The following is a 19,009-nucleotide window of genomic DNA, read 5'->3' as shown; positions in this document are numbered from 1 at the left end:
CTTTAGTTTTTTAATATAACTAAATTAAGCCCTTGATTGTTTATCGAAAAAGAAATCCATTCGTTTAATTATAGTACTTTTGTCCGCTGGGTAACAATATAGATGAGCATGAATCAATCCCATAAAAGATCTTTTATAGCAGTTCTTATTTTTATTGGCTTTCTCTTGTTTATGGCATTTTGGGGCATCGACTTGATCTTAGGGGCGTATGCGGGACATAAATTGAGTAAACTTGCCGAAAGGCATCATCTTGACATACGCTATGATAAGATCTGGTTGATGGGGCTGAGTACCGTACGTATGGAGGGATTGACCGTTATCCCGGTTGACGCTGATACGTTGATACATGCGGACAGGCTTCAAGCGAAACTGGAGCTTGGCAGATTATTGCTACTTACCCCTTCCATAGAGAGTGTACAAGCGGATAATTTGCATATTCATTTTATTAAGAAGGGAGAGAGAGCTAATTTTGATTTCCTTTATAAACCATCGAATCACCCAGGTGAGCCAGTGGAAACAGCTGTAGATGATAAGGAACGGGATTACGCACGCAAGGCTGAACGCTCCCTTAGTCTACTTTTCAATTTATTGCCCGGAAATGCCTTGGTACATGATTTATGTGTTTCTTATAGTAATAAAGGAGATGAACTAATACTAGAGATACCCGAACTCAATCTTGCTAACAATCAATTCTCTACGCATATAAACAGCACGGAGAACGGAGTTCGTAGCGAATGGATTTGCGAAGGCTCTCTCTCTGATAAGGAGCGACTCGTGAAAGCCCGTCTCTACGCCGACGAGCATACGAAGATTCCTCTTCCTTTTCTGGAATATCGTTGGGGGGCATCGGTACGTTTCGACACCTTGGCCTTCGAGCTTAAGGGACCTAAAATAGAAGAAGACATACAATCCTTACTCGGAAGCGCCTATGTGAGCGGGCTTACCATCCACCAAGAGCGTATATCTCCGGACACGGTCTTACTGGATAAAGGCTCTATACACTTCCGGACAAACATCGGTAAGAACTATATCGAATTAGATAGCGTCAGTGATATCCGGTTTAATCATCTGGATTTCCATCCTTATCTGAAGATCGTTAAAGATACCAGTTGGCAAATCACGGCCTCTGTGAATAAAAGGGATTTCCCTGCGGATCAACTGTTCTCCTCCCTGCCTAAAGGCTTATTCTACAATCTGGAAGGCCTGAGAACAGAAGGTACCCTCTCCTATCATTTTCGATTGGATCTGGATTTCGGACAGGTAGACAGCTTGATCTTGGAATCTACTTTGAAAGCGAAGGGCTTCCAGATCCTTGCCTATGGGAATACGGATTTGCGGAAGATGAATGAGCCATTTGAATATACTGTCTATGAGCAAGGCGAGCCGGTACGCTCTTTCGAGATCGGTCCGGCGAATCCCTCTTTCCGCCCGTTCAACGCCGTATCCCGTTATCTTCCTTTAGCGATCATGCAGAGTGAGGATGCCGGCTTCTTTTATCACAACGGTTTTATTCCAAGCGCTATCCGGGAATCGTTGATACAGGATATCAAGGAACGACGTTTCGCCCGTGGCGGCAGTACGCTCAGCATGCAATTGGTGAAGAATGTATTCTTGAGCCGTAATAAGACGATCGCCCGCAAACTGGAGGAAATGTTAATCGTATGGCTGATCGAGAGCAATCATCTGACCTCTAAAGAGCGGATGTTTGAGGTTTATCTGAACATCGCCGAATGGGGTCCCATGATTTATGGAGCCGCCGAGGCCTCACGTTATTATTTCGCGAAGGAACCTTCCCAATTAAACCTTGCCGAGTGCATTTTTATGGCCAGTATTATCCCCAAACCCAAACAGGTCCGCTATTGCTTCGACGGGTTGCGGTTGAAGCCGTATTATGAGGATTTTTACAGGGTAATACTGGATCGCTTGGTAGATCGCGGACTTATATCTTCGGAAGAGGCGGTAGGGGTAACGCCGGAGTCTGTCGAAATAACAGGTCCGGCTAAAGAATATCTGACGGCTACCCAAAGTCGATCTCCACGCTCGTCCCAACCCCTAGATCAGAAATAATATTCACCTTCGCTCCATAGGTGCTCAATATGCGTAGCGAGAGGCTTAGCCCGACACCATGCCCGGCGTATTCCCGGGTATTGCTCGCCCTGTAAAAGGGTTGGAAGATTCGTTTCAATTCCTCGGGAGGAATGCCGATACCTCGGTCGGATATGGTCAAGATACTGCCTCGAAGCCGCATCTCTACCGGTTTATCGTTCGAATACTTACAGGCGTTGCTCAAGATATTCTTGATCGCTATCTTCAATAAATAGGGATTGGCACGGATCATATAAGAGAAATTATCCGGGGAGAACGAGATCCGGGCCGAGGAGAACTGCATCAAGAAGTCCGCTAGGAAGATCGTCTCCATCGCGCTTTTCTGGATCTCCTTATCCCCGTGCGACAGGAACAGCAGGTGTTTGATCAATTGTATGATACGGCTCGTCTCCGTGGCGATACGTCTTAATGCCGCTTGGTATTCCTCCGGGGAGCGCTCTTTCAGCAGGCTGATCTCGCATTCGCCTTGAATGGCTGTCAGTGGATTGTTCAACTCATGCGAGGCGTTGCTGATAAACGCTTTCTCACTTTGGTAAGCAGCGTCGATCCGGTCTACCATCCGGGTCGCGTATAGTCTGCCGACAAAATAGATCAATACCGAGCTAACCAATATCAATCCCAGCAACAGCCAGCCGATCCGATGCTGGATATCCATCCCATACTGATTCCCGGAAAGGACAATCACGATGAAATTCCCCTCGTTGTCGGGATAATACAAAGCCGCTCCCATTTGCGTATCGTGCTTGAAGTGAACGATATCCTCTTGGTATAGAGATCTCACCTGCGTGGCGTCCAGATAACGGGACAGCACTTGCCGGGTCTCCAAGCTATCGGCGTTCAGCAATATCTCGGTAGCGACGGGAAGGGTTTCCTCGTAACGCTGTTGGATACGGGCATAGCTCTCGTCGTCGGTCTCGTCCTTCTCCCAATGCTTCTGTGCCGTGGCATAGGCTTTTTCCGTCAGGTAAGAATAGTACAGGCGAGAGATATAGCTCGTGGAAACCCAATAGAAGACAAGCGTCACGACGGCTATCACGCCTATGGTAATGGCCGAGTAAAAGAGAGCGATCTTGTTTCCTGTCTTCATGCTTCCATCATATAGCCCACGCCCACCACGGTATGGATTAGCTTAGGTTCGAAGTCCTTGTCTATCTTCGTGCGCAAATAATTCACGTAGACATCAACCACGTTCGTATTGGTATCGAAATCCTTGTCCCAGACATTCTTTAGCAAGTTCATCCGGCTCAAGGCCGTTCCTTGGTTCTGTATGAAATATTCCAAGAGCCTATATTCCTTTACGGTCAAATCGATGACCTGCCCATTCCGTATAGCCCGATGGCTTGGAGGATCTAAGACCAGATCCCCGCACCGGAGAGCCATATGGACGGATTCGTTTCCCGATCGACGTAATAACGCCTTTATGCGGGCCTCGAGCTCTTGGAAGCTGAAAGGTTTTACCAGATAATCATCCGCCCCGGCATCCAGCCCGCTAACGATATCCTCGGTGGTTCCCAAGGCGGTCAGCATGATCACGGGGGCATGGTAACCGAACCGTTGCCGGTACTGTTTGCAAAGTTGCAGGCCATTCATCTTCGGCATTATAATATCCAGAATCAGCAATTGGAAATCGTTCTTCTGTGTCAGTTCCCAACCGGCGGCACCGTCGTAAGCGACATATACCTCATGCCCGAACTCCCGCAAGCCTCTTTCTATAAAAGAGGCGATGTTTATCTCGTCTTCTACTAATAATATCTTCGCCATTGTATCGTATGTATTAATAAGAATGTCCATCATTAGTAATGCGTACTTAGGGTGATGCTAATCGTATCACAGAGGTGAATCGTTCTTTTCACGGTTGTGATACGATCGTTTCACCTCTGTGATATGATCTTTTCACAGCCGTGAAAAGATCAGTAAGTATAATCCTTTCGCATAATAACTCCAGTCGCCCTCCCTAATAGTTCCGGACTTTCTTGCTACAAATATAGCAATTACAACCTACGTTGCACTAATTTACCGTTCTTATCGTAAAGCATTCGTCGATAAAAAGCCTCCACCATCAACGGAAAGACAAAGAGGGTGAAGAACGTGGCTCCTATTAATCCGCCAATGATCACGATCGCCAAAGGACGCTGACTTTCCGATCCGATACCGTGGCTCAAGGCGGCCGGAAGCAGGCCGATAGCGGCCATGGAGGCGGTCATTAATACGGAACGTACCCTTGATTTCACGCTCATCTTGATCGAATCTTCCAGAGGATGCCTCTCCCGCAGGTTATTCTTGATGTCCGATATCATGATCACGCCATTCTGTATACAGATACCGAAGAGGGCGATAAAGCCGATACCCGCTGAGATCGAGAAGTTGAAATTCGTGATTAATAGGGCCAAGATACCTCCGACGGCGGCGTAAGGCACGTTCAATAAGACCAGTCCGGCATCCCGGGCGTTGCCGAAAAGGACGAATAGGATCACGAAGATGATCGCTATACTTACGGGGACGACTTGGGCCAAGCGTTTGGTAGCCCGTTGTTGGTTCTCGAAATCTCCGGTCCATTTCAAGGTATAGCCTTCGGGGAGCTTTACCTGCCTCTCCACTTTCCGCTGGGCTTCAGCCACGGCGCTACCCATGTCGCGGCCCCGGACCGAGAATTTCACGGCGCAGAAACGAGCGTGGTTATCCCGGTAGATAATCAACGGGCCGGTAATCGTATGGATATCCGCCAGCTCGCGGATAGGAATCATGGAACCATCCTTCGCCGGAACCAGTATCTTGCCTATCTCATTCTCGCTACGGCGGAAAGCGGATTCGTAGCGGACCATGATATTGAACTTACGCTCGTCCTCATAAAGCAGAGAGGCACTCTTACCTCCTATCGCCATCTCGATAATGGATTGCACGTCCTCCTTGGCCACGCCGTAGCGGGCTAAACGAGACTCGTTCAACTCGATCCGTAGCTCCGGCTGGCCGATATTCCGGATAACGCCCAGATCTTCGATACCGTCTACGGTCTCCAAGACCTTGAAAACTTCTACCGCCTTTTTCTCCGACTCGTATAGATCCTTACCGAAGACTTTCACGGCGATGGAACCCTTCACGCCGCTGGCCGCTTCCTCTACATTGTCCGAGATAGGCTGCGAAAAGTTAAAATCCACGCCCGGATAGATCGCCAGATCCTCTTGCATCTTCTCGATCAGACCCGCTTTCGAGCGTTCGCTTTCCCACTCTTTCTCGGGATATATATCCACATGGAACTCGATGTTGTAGAAACCTGTCGCGTCCGTGCCATCGTTCGGCCGGCCGGTTTGCGACAAGACCTGACGAACCTCCGGATAAGCCGCCAGCTTCCGGCGCATCTGGTTGGCCAATGTAACGGATTCATCCAAAGATATACTTTGCGGTAAGGTCGCACGGATATAAATAGAGCCCTCGTTCAGTTGCGGGAGAAACTCGCTGCCCAACAAGGTGAAGCACCAGATACCTACGGCGGCTACCAGCGTGGCGAACGTGATCGTCCGCTTCTTACGGGCGTGGCACCAGTCGAAAATACCGATCGACTTCCGATTGATCCACGCAAGGAACGGATTATGTTTCTCACGCACCTCTTTCCTTAATAGCATGGAAGATAGAACGGGTACCAATGTCAACGTAAAGATCAACGCTCCCAACAAGGCGAACCCCAAGGTATAAGCGAGCGGGCTGAACATCTTTCCTTCCACCTTCTGGAAAGAGAAGATCGGGACCAAGGCTGTGATGATAATCAGCTTAGAGAAGAAAACCGCTTTCGCACGGTCCTTCGCCGTATGACGGATAATACCCATCTTACTCATCAAATTGAAAGCGGGCATGCCTACTTCACGGGCTTTCCGGTCCAATGCCACGAAAAGCCCCTCCACCATCACGACGGCGCCATCGATAATAATACCGAAGTCGATCGCTCCCATAGATAAGAGGTTGGCGCTCATCCCCATCGCCCGGAGACAAATAAAGGCGAAGAGGAGTGCCAACGGGATAATGATCGACACGATCACCGTCGTACGCCAATCCGCCATGAAGATTAATACGATGAAAGTTACCAGCAGAATACCTTCCGCCAGATTATGTGTTACGGTCTTGACCGCCAGATCTACCAGATTCTCACGATCGTAGAACGATACGATTCGCACGTCTTCCGGCAAGGCGTTTTGTTGGATATCCTTGATCTTATCCTTCAAGGCGGCGATTACCTCGCCGGGGTTCTCCCCTTTTCGCATGACAACGATGCCTTGTACGACATCATCTTCCTCCATGCGGCCCACTTGCCCTAGGCGGGGAAGACTGGATTCGTGCACGGTAGCCAAGTGCTTGACAAGGATTGGCGTGCCATTGATATTCTTTACGACGATATTCTCGATCTCTTTTACATCGTTAATCAAGCCGATACCCCGCACGACATAGGCTTGCGAGCTTTTCGTGATCACGTCGCCGCCTACGTTGATATTACTTTTCGCGATAGCGTCATAAAGTTCCAAGGTCGTTACCCCGTAACTGATCAGTTGATTCGGGTTGACGCTAACCTCGAATGTCTTTACCTCTCCTCCGAAGCTGACGATATCCGCTACACCGGGTACGGCCCGCAACTTCCGCTCGATCACCCAATCCTGCAAGGTCTTCAATTCCCGGACGGAACGCTTATCGCTACGTAATGTATAGCGGAAGATCTCGCCGGTCGGGCCGTATAAGGGCTGCACTTCCGGCGTGACCCCTTCCGGCAGGTCGGCGTCGTTCAAGAGATTATAAACTTGCTGGCGGGCGAAGAAATCATCCACCTTATCTTCGAACATCACGTTGATGACGGAAAGACCGAAAAGGGTCGTGCTCCGGATATCCGTCTTTTTCTGTACCGGGTTCATGGCGATCTCGATCGGGATTGTGATAAACTTCTCGATCTCCTCGGCGCTCCTGCCCGGCCATTGGGTGATAATCGTCACCTTCGTATTCGTCACATCCGGAAACGCGTCGATCGGCGTATGGATAAAGCTGGTGATACCGGCGATTACGGTGATCGTGGTACAGAAGAAGATAAAGAATTTGTTCCGGAGGGAGAACGTTATGATATTATCTATGAATGTGTGCATATCGTCTGGTTACTTTAATTCGTTATACACCAAGAGAGCGTTCCGATCTACGATCCGATCCCCATCCTTCAAGCCGGATCGCAGGTAACAGAACTTCTCGGTTTGCTTATACACCGAGATCTCACGCATTTGCAAATATCCCTCCTTCGAGACATAGACAACGTATTCTTTACCATCCTCGAAAATCACGGCATGGGCGTTTACGCAAGGCATACTTTCTCCTTTTACCGCGCTCTGTACATATACGTTCGTAAACATTCCGGGTTTAAGCATATACTTCTCGTTCCTTAATTTGACTCTTACGCTCATGGTCTTACTTTCTCGGTCTAGCATATGATAGACCTTATCAATCGTTCCCGTAAACTCCATATCCTTATAGGCCAAAGTGGTGATACGAACGGTAGCCCCCTCTTTTACCTTGCTGATATCTCCCTCATAGACATCGGCCATCACCCAGACATCGTCGAGACCGGAAATGGTAAACATCTCCTCCCCTTGATCAGAACGGATCTGCATATCCCGGTTTATATTCTTATCGATGATAAAGCCGGAGACCGGCGCTTTCACCACATAGGTAGATGGGTCTGTTATGTTATAAATGGAATACATTTCTTGGATACGTTTGGTCTCGGCCTCGGCATCGGCTTGCTCTTGCTGGGCTTGCAGGAAGTCCCGGTCGGAAGCCATACCGCTCCGGGCCATATCTTGGGTAGCCTCCAAGTTACGGTTAGCGATAGCCAGTTGATGCTCGGCCTCCTTTCGCTGCTTGTCGATATCAGCGATCTCGCCGCTCCGGATCACCGCTAGGACATCTCCTTTCCCTACGTAATCGCCAACTTCCGCATGAATGGAGGTGACATTTCCACCAAATATCGGATACACATGGGCCACTCGCTCTGGATTGAAACTGACACGGCCATTGAGCAATAACTCGTTGGTTAATGGTGTGTCACGAACCGTATCCAGTGTTATAATCTCCTGTAAACTGTCATTTAATAGTAAAGGTTCCCGGGTATCGACCGAGGTGGTCGCCTGTTTCCCGCAGGAACATACCAAGGGTACTAAAAGGATGCATGTGATTAGATGCTTATTCATATCGTTTGATTTGCTTTTAATAGTTGAATACATGGCTACCCGTTACGGTATTTACCTCCTCCAAGGCCAGTAACACTTCTTTTTGAGTTTGGTAAAGTTGCAAGCAGGTTGTTTTGTAGGTCTCATAATAATCGATAAACTCAAGGAGACTGATATTCCGTTTTTGGAAATTCAAGTTCACGCCTTCGATAATCAAGGCGAAATCCTTCTCCAATCCATAGTTCGAGGAACGATAAAGCTGAATCGCCTTTTCCAATCGGGCATAGCTGGTGAATAATTCATTCTCGGCCTGGCGGCGTGCGTATTCTTCCTTATGGGCCTTTTGAGCGACAGATATTTTCGCCGCCCGGATATTCCCTTGATTCCGGTTAAATATAGGAAGGGAGACGCTCAATCCGATCGCCCAATAATCATTGATAAAGTTACCGGCCTTATCATACGTACCCTTTACGCTCACTTCCGGGAAAGCGAGGGAACGTTGTAATCTCACGTCCGCCTCCGAAGCCTTGATGCTTACTTGCGCCAACTTAAGATCCGGACGTTCGTATAATAAAGAGGTCAATTCTGAGAAAGGGACGGAGTCCATATCGATCTGGTTCAACACAGACTCATCGAATATCGGCTCGAAGGTATCATTGCCGGATATTCCTAGTAAAAGCCGCATGTCTCCTTGAAGGGAGATTGCTTGATTGGCGATATCATTCCGCTCTTGCCGCAAGGAAAGCAATAGGGCCTCGATACGGGACTTCTCTAATAAAGAAACATTCCCTTTCTCATTCTGCTCCTTGAGAACCTCCAGCAGATGAGCCAAAGAATCGATCTCACGATCGTAAATGGATTGGGATTTCCGGGTGAAATAAAGCGTTACGAATTTCTCCTTCAACTCGCTCCGGAGGGTTCTTAATACTTCCTCGAATTGGTAAAGGGCCATTTCCTTATGGATCTTCTCCAAACGGACACGTTTGTTTCGCTGTCCGGCGATATAGATCAACTGTTCCACCTCTACGATCGTTTCCCCTTGTTTCCCGAAATCAAAGTAATGTCCGTTCAACCGGTTATAAACATTTTGCTCCAAAGAGACCACGGGATTCTCGAAAAGTTTGGCCTGTACTACTTGGGCCTCGGCTATATCGATATTATACCGTTCGGCTATCACTTCCAGATTGTGCTCAGAGAAACGTTGCTCGGACTCTTTCAAGGAGAGGGAGACAACAGAGGCTTTTGCCCCAGAGAAAAGAAGAGATAAAAAAAGTAAAAGAGTGACTTGTCTGTCCATTTGCGTTAAATTTTACGCAAAGGTAGAAGTCACTCTTTTATCGCTTATGAATATTTAGTTAGAATACTCTTAGGCCAAATTAGAAATTTATTAGAGAGATTTAAAGTATAATATCGTTTTCTTTAATCCTTCCTCCAAACAAACCGTAGGTTCCCACCCATCTAATTTCTCTTTGGCCAACGTAATATCGGGCTTACGTTGCTTGGGATCGTCTCCCGGCAACGGGCGGTATACGATCTTAGAGGAGGAGTTTGTCAAACGGATCACGATCTTGGCCAACTCGTTCATCGAGAACTCTCCCGGATTTCCGATATTTACCGGACCGATAAAATCATCCGAGGTATTCATCATACGAATCATCCCCTCGATCAAATCGTCTACATATTGGAAACTACGAGTTTGGTTTCCATCCCCATAAATCGTAATGTCCTTATTTTGTAATGCCTGTATAATGAAATTAGAGACGACACGGCCATCGTTCGTACTCATATTAGGCCCATACGTATTAAAGATGCGGATGATTTTAATGCGAACCTTGTTTTGGCGATGGTAATCCATAAATAAGGTCTCGGCGCAACGCTTGCCCTCGTCATAACAAGAGCGAGGCCCTATCAGGTTGACATTTCCCCAATAGCTTTCCGGCTGCGGGTGTATCATGGGATCTCCATACACCTCACTGGTAGATGCTTGTAATATCTTAGCGTTCACCCGTTTTGCCAGACCTAACATATTGACCGCTCCTAACACGGATGTCTTGATCGTCTGTATCGGATCTATTTGATAATAAACTGGAGATGCGGGACATGCCAAATTATAAATCTCATCGACCTCGGCTTGGAACGGTATAGAAACATCATGCCTGATCAACTCGAAATGTGGATTTTTCAGCAGAGGAATCACATTCTCCTTACTTCCCGTAAAATAGTTATCCAGACAAATTACTTCATTTCCTTCTTCTAAAAGACGGGCACATAAATGAGAACCGATAAAGCCGGCGCCCCCGGTGATAAGTATTTGCTTCATTATATTAAATTTATTTCGTGAATTTCACCCTATAAGGTGGATCCGGACGTAAATAATCTATATCCAGATAAGGAATCTTAGGATAGATCAAGTCCAGATAGCGGAGGTCTAAGGGGCCGGGAACGACTTCTATCCGTACCTTAGCGACACCTTTATCGATAAAATCCAATATTTCGGCGGCGCTCGCTGATACATCAATGATTCGTTTTCTATAACGAGGTCCACGATCCGTTACGCATACAATGGTACTTTTCATATTCTCCAAGTTCGTGACTCTTAAAAAAGTACCAAAAGGATACGTACGATGCGCGGCGACTAATTCTTCTTTATCATGAACCCTTCCACTGGATGATTTCCTGCCGTGGAAACGATGATGGTAATACGAAGCAAGTCCTTCCTCCTGTGCCCATATTCCTTCTCCACACTTAACTGCGGCAAATATAAGTAATATGTAGAACAAGCGGAAGGACATGTACCTTTTTTAATCAATTATTGAAGCATTTTTCCATTATATTCTCCGTTCAAAGTCCTTAGAAAAACAACGATTTTTTCAACTTCTACATCATTGATCTCCTTTCCGATCTGGAACTCATGCATGATACGGATCGCATCCTCTACAGAGGCTACCGTTCCGTCGTGCATGTACGGATAAGTCAGCATCACGTTACGAAGTGTCGGGGTTTTGAACTTATGACGATCGGATTCTTTCTTAGTCACGGCATAGCGTCCGTTATCACCGTCCGTCAACCCTGTATTCCGGTAATCGAAATAGCTGTTCTTGATACCCATGAACTCGTAAGATTGACCACCGACATTTACACCAACGTGGCAAGTAGCGCATTTATTGTCCTTGAATAGTTGATAACCCTCTAATTCTTCCGCTGTAAGCGCATTTTTATCTCCCATCAAGTATTTGTCAAAACGACTCGGCGTAAGCAAGGTCTTCTCAAACTCAGCGATAGCGTCCGTGATCGTAGATTGAGAATAACCTTCCGGATACACTTCCGTGAATTTCTTCGTGAAATCCTTATCTTGCGCTAAAGCCTCGCAAATCTGGTCGAATGAGGTACAACCCATTTCCACTGGGTTCAATGGAGGACCAGCCGCTTGCTCTTTTAGGTCTGCCGCACGTCCGTCCCAAAATTGAACGAAATTAAGCGCCGCATTATATACGGTCGGAGCGTTAACACCACCGAACTGTCCATTAATACCTTCCGAATATTGCTTACGGTCTACACCACCTGTGTTCAATCCGTGGCAAGTAGCGCAAGAGATCGTATTGTCCGCAGACAAACGAGTATCATGATACAGGGCAAAACCCAACTCTACCTTCGCCGGATCTGTAGGCAAGCTCTTCATTAGAGGCTGAAGAGGCTCATTCTTAAATTCTTCCGCTACGGTTTCGGTCGTGAAACGATCTTTACGGACATTCTTCGCCCATGAAATGATCACCGCTTTCTCATTGTCGTCAAGGCTGGTTCCCCAGTGCATCGGCATATGGGAATACTTAGCCGGGGGCATAGAGCCGCTTAGGGCCGTATTCTCCACCTTCGCCAAATCAACCTCTGAAACGGGCTGCCCGTTCTCCAAGGCTTCCACCATAGCAGTCAAGTCCACATAGTGAACGGCCTCCTTCATGTCTGCCTGTACTACGGGACCGATCAACGGTAAATTACCGTAAAATGGCAGAGGCGCATTTTCAGAGTGGCAGGCCAAACAGTCGTTTTCCCGCAGGATAGAGGCCACTTGCTTACCTTCATTGTCGGCAAATTTCTTGTATTCGGAAGAACCGCACGAGGTAACCGCAAAGGCTAAAGCGCAGAGTCCTACCGGTAATGCCGTCATTTTAGCATAAATTGTTTTACGCATAACTATATTTATTTAGATTTATTAAGTGCAAATATAGAACAATTCACTTACATGTACCCTAAAAGCCTTGGATTTCATTGATCAGTTTTATCTATGGGAAGATAAATAGAATCTATGCGGTGGGCTTCCATCCGCAGCATCGCGGCAAGCTCCTTCCTATAATGCCCAGTATGAGGTTCTAACAATGGGCAATATAAGGATGTTACAATGCCCATTATAAGCAGCTAACAATCGCAGTTATAAGCAGCCGCCAATCGCTATGTGGATAATCCGATTTTTTTATATAGCTTTGTCTCATTATGTATAATCAATAAATTATAAGGCAAAGATGTTTAAGAACAAAGTTGTATGGATTATCATCGCTATCGTAGCGATATTATTCTTTTGGGTGAAAGGCGTGTATAATAATATGGTAACTCAAGACGAAGGCGTGAAAACCGCATGGAGCCAAGTCGAGAACCAATATCAACGCCGTATGGATTTGATCCCGAATCTGGTAAATACGGTAAAAGGATACGCTGCGCATGAGAAAGAGACTTTAGAAGGTGTGGTCAACGCTCGTGCCGAGGCGACGAAGACTACGATTGATCCTTCTAACCTTACTGAGGAATCCTTGAAGAAATTCCAGTCCGCACAAGGTGAGTTAGGAAATGCCCTCTCCCATTTGATGCTTGTTTTAGAGCGTTATCCAGACTTAAAAGCGAATCAAAACTTTATGGAGCTTCAAGCTCAATTGGAAGGGACCGAAAATCGTATCTCAGTAGAGCGTAAACGTTTTAATGAGGTAGCTCAGTCTTATAATACCTATATTCGCCAATTCCCGAACAATATTTTGTCCGGAATGTTCGGCTTCCAATCGAAAGCTTATTTCGCCGCTGAATCCGGTGCGGAAAAGGCTCCTAAGGTAGAATTCTAATAGCCATTCGCTGAATGAGTGAGATAAAGAATATAAGATCTAGACGCAAGTGTCCGGTAAGCCTTTTATGGATCAGTTTATTGCTGGTTGGTTTTGCCTCCTCTATTTTCGCGGCAAAGGATTATTCGATCGAGACCATTCCGAACGTACGTCTTTCCAACCGGTTGAACCATGTCAGTAATCCGGATGGTATCATTACCCCGGATGACGCGGCACGTATCAATCAATTATTAAATGTAGTGGAAGATAGTCTCGGTATCGAGGTAGCTGTCGTTGCCGTGAATAGCATCGGGGATCAGGATGCCCGGATGTTCGCTACGGATTTATTCAAACATTGGGGATTGGGACAAAAGAGCAAGGATAATGGTTTATTGATCCAGTTGGTGACGGAACCTTCCCAACGTTCGGTCGTTTTCGAGACGGGATATGGCATCGAGGGTGTCTTACCCGACGCGATTTGCTACCGGCTCCAGCAGCGGTATATGATGCCCGATCTAAAGGCCGGGGATTATAGCGCCGGCATGTTGAAAGGAGTCATGGCGGTTACCAAGTATTTAATGTCCAGCGACTATGAACGGGCAGGCATGACTGGCAACCGTTCTCCTTCCTCGTCCGATGATGATTTTATGTGGATATTCGTGGTGGGGATTATCGGGATGATCGGTTTCTCGGCGTTTATCGCATACTTAAAGTATCGTCCGAAGGCATGCCCCCGTTGTGGAAAGAAAACCTTTGTGTATATGGGGCAGCAGGTGATCCGGGAAGCGACTCGTTTCTCGGAAGGTCTGGCCGAAGATGTATACCGCTGTAAGAGTTGCGGGTATACAGAGAAAAAAAATCGTACCATCGACCGCATACACCGAGGAGGAGGTGGCCCTATTATTATGGGTGGCGGTGGTGGTTTCGGAGGTTTTAGCGGAGGCGGCGGTGGCGGCTCTTGGGGAGGTGGAAGCTCCGGGGGTGGCGGTTCGATTAGTCGTTTCTGAAAATACAATTATTCGCATTATTTTATACAAGCGGTCACGTAAAACCTTATGTGACCGCTTGTGTTTTCGTATCTTATTGCTCTTTCAGATAGTAGTCGGAAAGTATATCCCGTACCTTCTCGGGAGTAACCCTTCCATAGACCTTCCCGCCGATCATGACCACCGGAGCCAATCCGCAAGCACCGACACAGCGTAAGCAATCCAAGGAGAACAAACCGTCCGGTGTAGTCTCTCCTACCTTTATTTCCAATTGACGTTGCATTTCTTCCAGAACATTTTCTGCGCCACGCACGTAACAGGCCGTTCCCAGACAAACCGAGATGGGGTATTTCCCCTTGGGGGTCATCGTAAAGAATGAGTAAAAAGTAACTACGCCATATACCCTTGAGACCGGGATATTCAATTCGGCGGCGATAACCTGTTGGACTTCCGGTGGTAAATATCCGAACAAGCCTTGGGCGGCGTGCAAGATATTGATCAACTCCCCGGGATCGTTGTTGCGTTCAGCGCATATCGCATGTAGCTCCGCTACTTTTGTTTTAGGCAAATGTATCTCATTCATGGCTTATTTACTTTTTTCAGTTTCTATATACATACCGATTACTTCCTTACGATCTATGTAATGGGTATGCAGTAATTTGTGGGCTTTCGGTCCGCAAGGCTCTCCCAAATACTCGCTGTATAATTGCTGGATATACGGATTCTCATGGCTCTTGCGAAGCGGTTTGTTAGCGTCTTCCCGGTAAAGAGCGGCAGCACGCCGGCGAAGTACCTCCATACGGCCTCGGTGGAACGGTTGTCCGCCACCGCCGATACAGCCTCCCGGACAAGCCATCACCTCGATCGCATGATAAGGAGAGGTACCGTTCTTCACCTCCTCGATCAATTTGCGGGCATTCCCCAGACCATGAGCGATACCGATCTTTACCGGAGTCCCATTAAAATCGATCGTAGCGCTACGAATACCTTCCAGCCCGCGTAACTCCTCGAAATCCACTTTATCCAGATTTTTCTTCGTATATAATTCATAAGCTGTACGGCAAGCGGCCTCGATAACACCGCCGGTAGTACCGAAGATCACGCTCGCTCCGGTAGATTCACCCAACGGGCGATCGAACTCACCATCCGGCAGTTCATTGAAATCTATATTCGCATAACGGATTAAACGGGCTAACTCACGGGTATATATCGAATAATCTACATCGGGATTACCTTCCACGCTAAACTCCGGGCGGCTAGCCTCATACTTCTTCGCCAAACAAGGCATGATAGATACGACTACCAAATCCTTACGGTCCACTCCCAACTTCTCGGCGAAATAGCTCTTGGCGATCGCTCCGAACATTTGCTGCGGGCTCTTGGCTGTAGATAAATTATCCCGTAACTCGGGGAAATGTTGTTCCACAAAGCTAACCCAGCCCGGACAACAACTCGTCATTAACGGTATTTTCACCTCTTTGTCTCCATTCAAGTAACTACCTAGGCGATGTAATAATTCCGTTCCCTCTTCCATAATGGTCAAGTCGGCGGCAAAGTCCGTATCGAATACATAATCAAAACCCAATTGACGCAAAGCTGAAACCATCTTGCCTGTAACCAATGTACCCGGCTCATACCCGAAATCACGTCCCAACGCTGTGCGAACCGCCGGCGCTGTCTGGGCGATAACAATTTTAGTAGGATCGGCCAAAGCGTCCAAGACCGGCTGTTGCGTATTACGTCCGCTAAGCGCGTTTACAGGACAGACGGATACGCATTGTCCACAATAAGAACAGGTACTTCCGGCCATATCCCGTTCGAAAGCTGTCGATACGGCCGCGTTAAATCCACGGTTCACGGCAGTCAAGGCGCCAACCGTCTGTATCGTATTGCACATGGTCTCACAACGGCGGCACATGATGCATTTGTTCATGTTCCGGACAATAGAAGGGGAACGATCTATCGTAAATGTAGACATTTCTCCCTTATACCGGATCTCGCGGATTCCTAGGTCGTGCGCGATCTTTTGTAACTCGCAATGTCCGTTGCTACTACATGTCAGGCATTCCGCCGGATGATTCGAGAGGATCAGCTCCATCACCGTCCTGCGGGCATTCATTACCCGAGGGGTATGTGTCCGTACGACCATACCTTCCGTACATTCCATTTTACAGGATGGGGCTAAATTTCTACGTCCCTCGATCTCTACGACACAAATACGGCAAGCTCCCGGATTATTCTCATAATGCAAATCCTCCAGTTTCATATAACAGAGTGTCGGGATATGGATACCTACACTTTTTGCCGCATCTAAAATGGTGGTTCCTCTCGGCACTTCCACCTCTTTATTATCTATGATTAATTTAATTGTTTCCATGATTGTAAATGAATTTAGTGGACATAAATCGCTCCGAACTTACACTTCTCCATACAGGTACCGCAACGGATACAAGCTTGCGGATCGATAATATGAGGAATTTTCCGTCCACCTGTAATTGCATGCACCGGACAAACACGGGCACAGAGCGTACATCCTTTACATTTCTCCGGATTGATGAAATATTGAGTAAGTTCCCGGCATTGATGAGACGGACAACGATGCTCCCGGACATGCGCCAGATATTCATCGTAGAAATTATCCATCGTAGATAAAACCGGATTCGGAGAAGTCTGTCCCAAGCCGCATAAAGCGGTATCCTTAATCACCATCGCCAGATTCCTTAGACGGGTCAAATCCTCTTCGGTTCCGTTTCCACTCGTAATTTTCTGCAATATTTCATGTAAGCGTTTATTACCGATACGGCACGGTGCGCATTTACCGCAAGATTCCTCGACCGTAAAGTCCAGATAGAACTTAGCCATGGCTACCATACAATCATCCTCGTCCATGACGATCATACCTCCGGAACCCATCATGGAACCAGCGGCAAGCAAATTATCATAATCGATAGGAAGATCTAGATGCTTTTCTGTCAAGCAACCTCCTGACGGGCCACCGGTTTGCACAGCCTTAAACTTCTTTCCATCCTTGATACCTCCCCCAATTCCAAAGATAACCTCACGCAAAGTCGTACCCATAGGAACCTCGATCAGCCCCACATTGTTTACCTTTCCAGCCAAGGCGAACACCTTTGTTCCTTTGCTTTTCTCCGTTCCGATACTACTGAACCATTTAGCGCCTCTTAACAAGATCACCGGGATATTCGCATAAGTCTCTACGTTATTTACATTGGTCGGACAACCTTTATACCCGTGTTCACTAGGGAACGGCGGCTTTACGGTAGCCTCGCCTCGCAAACCTTCCATACTGTGGATCAAAGCGGTCTCCTCTCCACAAACAAAAGCTCCGGCACCGTACCGGATCTCGATATCGAATGAGAAATCAGTCCCAAATATATTCTCGCCCAGCAATCCATATTCTTTCGCTTGCCGTATGGCTATTTTCAAACGTTCAACGGCTAGCGGATATTCGGCACGGATATATACCAAACCTTTGCTAGCTCCCGTACAATATCCATTAATCGCCATAGCCTCCACAATCGAATGCGGGTCGCCCTCCAATATGGAGCGATCCATAAAAGCGCCCGGGTCGCCCTCGTCCGCATTACAAACCACATATTTTTGAGGCGCTTGTACCTTACGGGTAATCTGCCATTTCAAGCCTGTGGGGAAACCACCGCCCCCACGACCCCGTAAACCACTATCCATGATTTCCTTGATTACTTCCTCGGGAGTCATTTCCACAAGGGCTTTTCCTAACGCTACATAGCCGTCACGAGCGATATACTCATCGATATTCTCCGGGTTGATAAAGCCACAATTTCGAAGGGCGATTCGTAGCTGTTTCTTATAGAATCCGATATGCTTGGAGTCCGGAACCAGCTCACGGGTTTCCGGATTCATATAAAGTAACCGTTCCACTTTACGGCCTTTTACCAAATGCTCCCGTACGATCTCGTCCGTATCCGATGGTTGAACTTGTACGTAAAAAGTGTTATCGGGGATCATCTTAACCACCGGACCCTTCTCGCAGAAACCGAAGCATCCGGTACGGATCACTTGTGTATCCTCTAATCCGTATTGCTCGACGGCGGCTCTCAGATTCTCGATGATCTGCTCGCTTTGTGATGCACGGCAACCTGTGCCACCGCACACCAATATATAATTCGTGTATTGTGCCATTTATGTAAGATATTAAATTTCTTATTCGGGTTTTACGGTGGTGTAAGTTACAGGAATGATGCCGTCTACCAAGATACCCTTACGGATATACTTGTCTATGATCTCTTCTACTTTTGCCTTATCGACATAACCGAATACCAACGGCTCCTGACCCGGAAGCTTGATTTCGATAGTCGGTTCCGCATAACAATAGCCCATGCATCCGGTTTGAGTTACCAACGCATCGATTTTCTGCCGGTCTAAAACCTCGATAAAATAACTCATTATCTCCTTGGCTCCGGCAGCTATACCGCAAGTGGCCATAGAAACCTTAATTTGTACGAGCTGATCAGGGGTATTGCTTTTTTCACGCAGATCCAAAGACGCACGAAGAGATTCACGCATTTTCTTGAGATCATCTAATGTCTTTACTTTGTTCATGGTCATATTCTATTATTTAAGGAAAACACCGTAATGTCAT

15 protein-coding genes are annotated in these 19,009 nt (G+C 47.2%); 3 read left to right on the top strand and 12 right to left on the bottom strand.

The window, feature by feature from the left end; genetic code table 11:
• Nucleotides 1-108 precede the first annotated feature (108 nt).
• Nucleotides 109-2,067 carry a biosynthetic peptidoglycan transglycosylase gene (locus tag DW033_RS02415; protein ID WP_122382444.1) on the top strand — a complete coding sequence of 653 codons (1,959 nt, stop codon included), beginning with the start codon at nt 109-111 and terminating at the stop codon, nt 2,065-2,067.
• Here the strand turns inward: DW033_RS02415 and DW033_RS02410 are convergent.
• From DW033_RS02410 to DW033_RS02375, 8 genes are all read right to left on the bottom strand, one after another.
• A complete protein-coding gene (locus DW033_RS02410; protein ID WP_122382399.1) occupies nt 2,018-3,193 on the bottom strand; it encodes a HAMP domain-containing sensor histidine kinase in 1,176 nt (391 codons plus the stop codon). The genes DW033_RS02415 and DW033_RS02410 overlap by 50 nt on opposite strands.
• Entirely contained in the window at nt 3,190-3,867 is a 678-nt protein-coding gene (locus DW033_RS02405) for a response regulator transcription factor (RefSeq protein ID WP_008772182.1), read from the bottom strand. Before DW033_RS02405 ends, DW033_RS02410 begins: the two co-directional genes overlap by 4 nt.
• Before the next feature lie 230 nt (nt 3,868-4,097).
• Nucleotides 4,098-7,223, bottom strand: a complete 3,126-nt coding sequence (locus DW033_RS02400) for an efflux RND transporter permease subunit (protein WP_122382398.1) — start codon at nt 7,221-7,223, stop codon at nt 4,098-4,100.
• Between the two features lie 9 nt (nt 7,224-7,232).
• On the bottom strand, nt 7,233-8,318 hold the full coding sequence (locus tag DW033_RS02395; RefSeq protein WP_121961134.1) for an efflux RND transporter periplasmic adaptor subunit: 1,086 nt from the start codon (nt 8,316-8,318) through the stop codon (nt 7,233-7,235).
• 16 nt (nt 8,319-8,334) lie between these two features.
• Nucleotides 8,335-9,594, bottom strand: a complete 1,260-nt coding sequence (locus tag DW033_RS02390) for a TolC family protein (RefSeq protein WP_122382397.1) — start codon at nt 9,592-9,594, stop codon at nt 8,335-8,337.
• A gap of 90 nt (nt 9,595-9,684) precedes the next feature.
• A complete protein-coding gene (locus tag DW033_RS02385; protein ID WP_122297240.1) occupies nt 9,685-10,617 on the bottom strand; it encodes a UDP-glucuronic acid decarboxylase family protein in 933 nt (310 codons plus the stop codon).
• Nucleotides 10,618-10,627: 10 nt separating this feature from the next.
• Nucleotides 10,628-11,089, bottom strand: coding sequence for a septal ring lytic transglycosylase RlpA family protein (locus DW033_RS02380; RefSeq protein WP_005857026.1), 462 nt, complete (start codon nt 11,087-11,089; stop codon nt 10,628-10,630).
• A 17-nt stretch (nt 11,090-11,106) separates the two neighbouring features.
• Nucleotides 11,107-12,486, bottom strand: coding sequence for a cytochrome c peroxidase (locus DW033_RS02375; protein ID WP_009017426.1), 1,380 nt, complete (start codon nt 12,484-12,486; stop codon nt 11,107-11,109).
• A gap of 328 nt (nt 12,487-12,814) precedes the next feature.
• Between DW033_RS02375 and DW033_RS02370 the strand changes: the two genes are divergently transcribed.
• Both DW033_RS02370 and DW033_RS02365 read left to right on the top strand, forming a co-directional pair.
• On the top strand, nt 12,815-13,402 hold the full coding sequence (locus DW033_RS02370) for a LemA family protein (protein ID WP_044546034.1): 588 nt from the start codon (nt 12,815-12,817) through the stop codon (nt 13,400-13,402).
• A 14-nt stretch (nt 13,403-13,416) separates the two neighbouring features.
• Nucleotides 13,417-14,388, top strand: a complete 972-nt coding sequence (locus DW033_RS02365; RefSeq protein WP_044546035.1) for a YgcG family protein — start codon at nt 13,417-13,419, stop codon at nt 14,386-14,388.
• Between the two features lie 73 nt (nt 14,389-14,461).
• Here the strand turns inward: DW033_RS02365 and DW033_RS02360 are convergent, their stop codons facing one another.
• From DW033_RS02360 to DW033_RS02345, 4 genes are read right to left on the bottom strand one after another with little or no spacing between them, the layout of a single operon-like run.
• Nucleotides 14,462-14,950 (bottom strand): NAD(P)H-dependent oxidoreductase subunit E, encoded by a 489-nt coding sequence (locus DW033_RS02360; protein WP_005857033.1) that lies wholly within the window; start codon nt 14,948-14,950, stop codon nt 14,462-14,464.
• Nucleotides 14,951-14,953: 3 nt separating this feature from the next.
• Nucleotides 14,954-16,744: an NADH-dependent [FeFe] hydrogenase, group A6 gene (locus tag DW033_RS02355; protein WP_005862352.1), complete on the bottom strand. Its 1,791-nt coding sequence runs from the start codon at nt 16,742-16,744 to the stop codon at nt 14,954-14,956.
• Nucleotides 16,745-16,758: 14 nt separating this feature from the next.
• The gene (locus DW033_RS02350; protein WP_122382396.1) at nt 16,759-18,549 is read right to left on the bottom strand and encodes an NADH-ubiquinone oxidoreductase-F iron-sulfur binding region domain-containing protein; all 1,791 of its coding nucleotides are present in this window, start codon (nt 18,547-18,549) and stop codon (nt 16,759-16,761) included.
• A 21-nt stretch (nt 18,550-18,570) separates the two neighbouring features.
• Nucleotides 18,571-18,969, bottom strand: coding sequence for a ferredoxin (locus DW033_RS02345; protein ID WP_005857039.1), 399 nt, complete (start codon nt 18,967-18,969; stop codon nt 18,571-18,573).
• Nucleotides 18,970-19,009 lie beyond the last annotated feature (40 nt).

Origin of the sequence: Parabacteroides sp. AF39-10AC (assembly GCF_003635405.1) — a bacterium.
In the GTDB taxonomy this organism is placed as follows: domain Bacteria; phylum Bacteroidota; class Bacteroidia; order Bacteroidales; family Tannerellaceae; genus Parabacteroides; species Parabacteroides distasonis.
The sequence above is the reverse complement of the archived record's forward strand: the minus strand, read 5'-3'. Positions and strand labels throughout refer to the sequence as shown.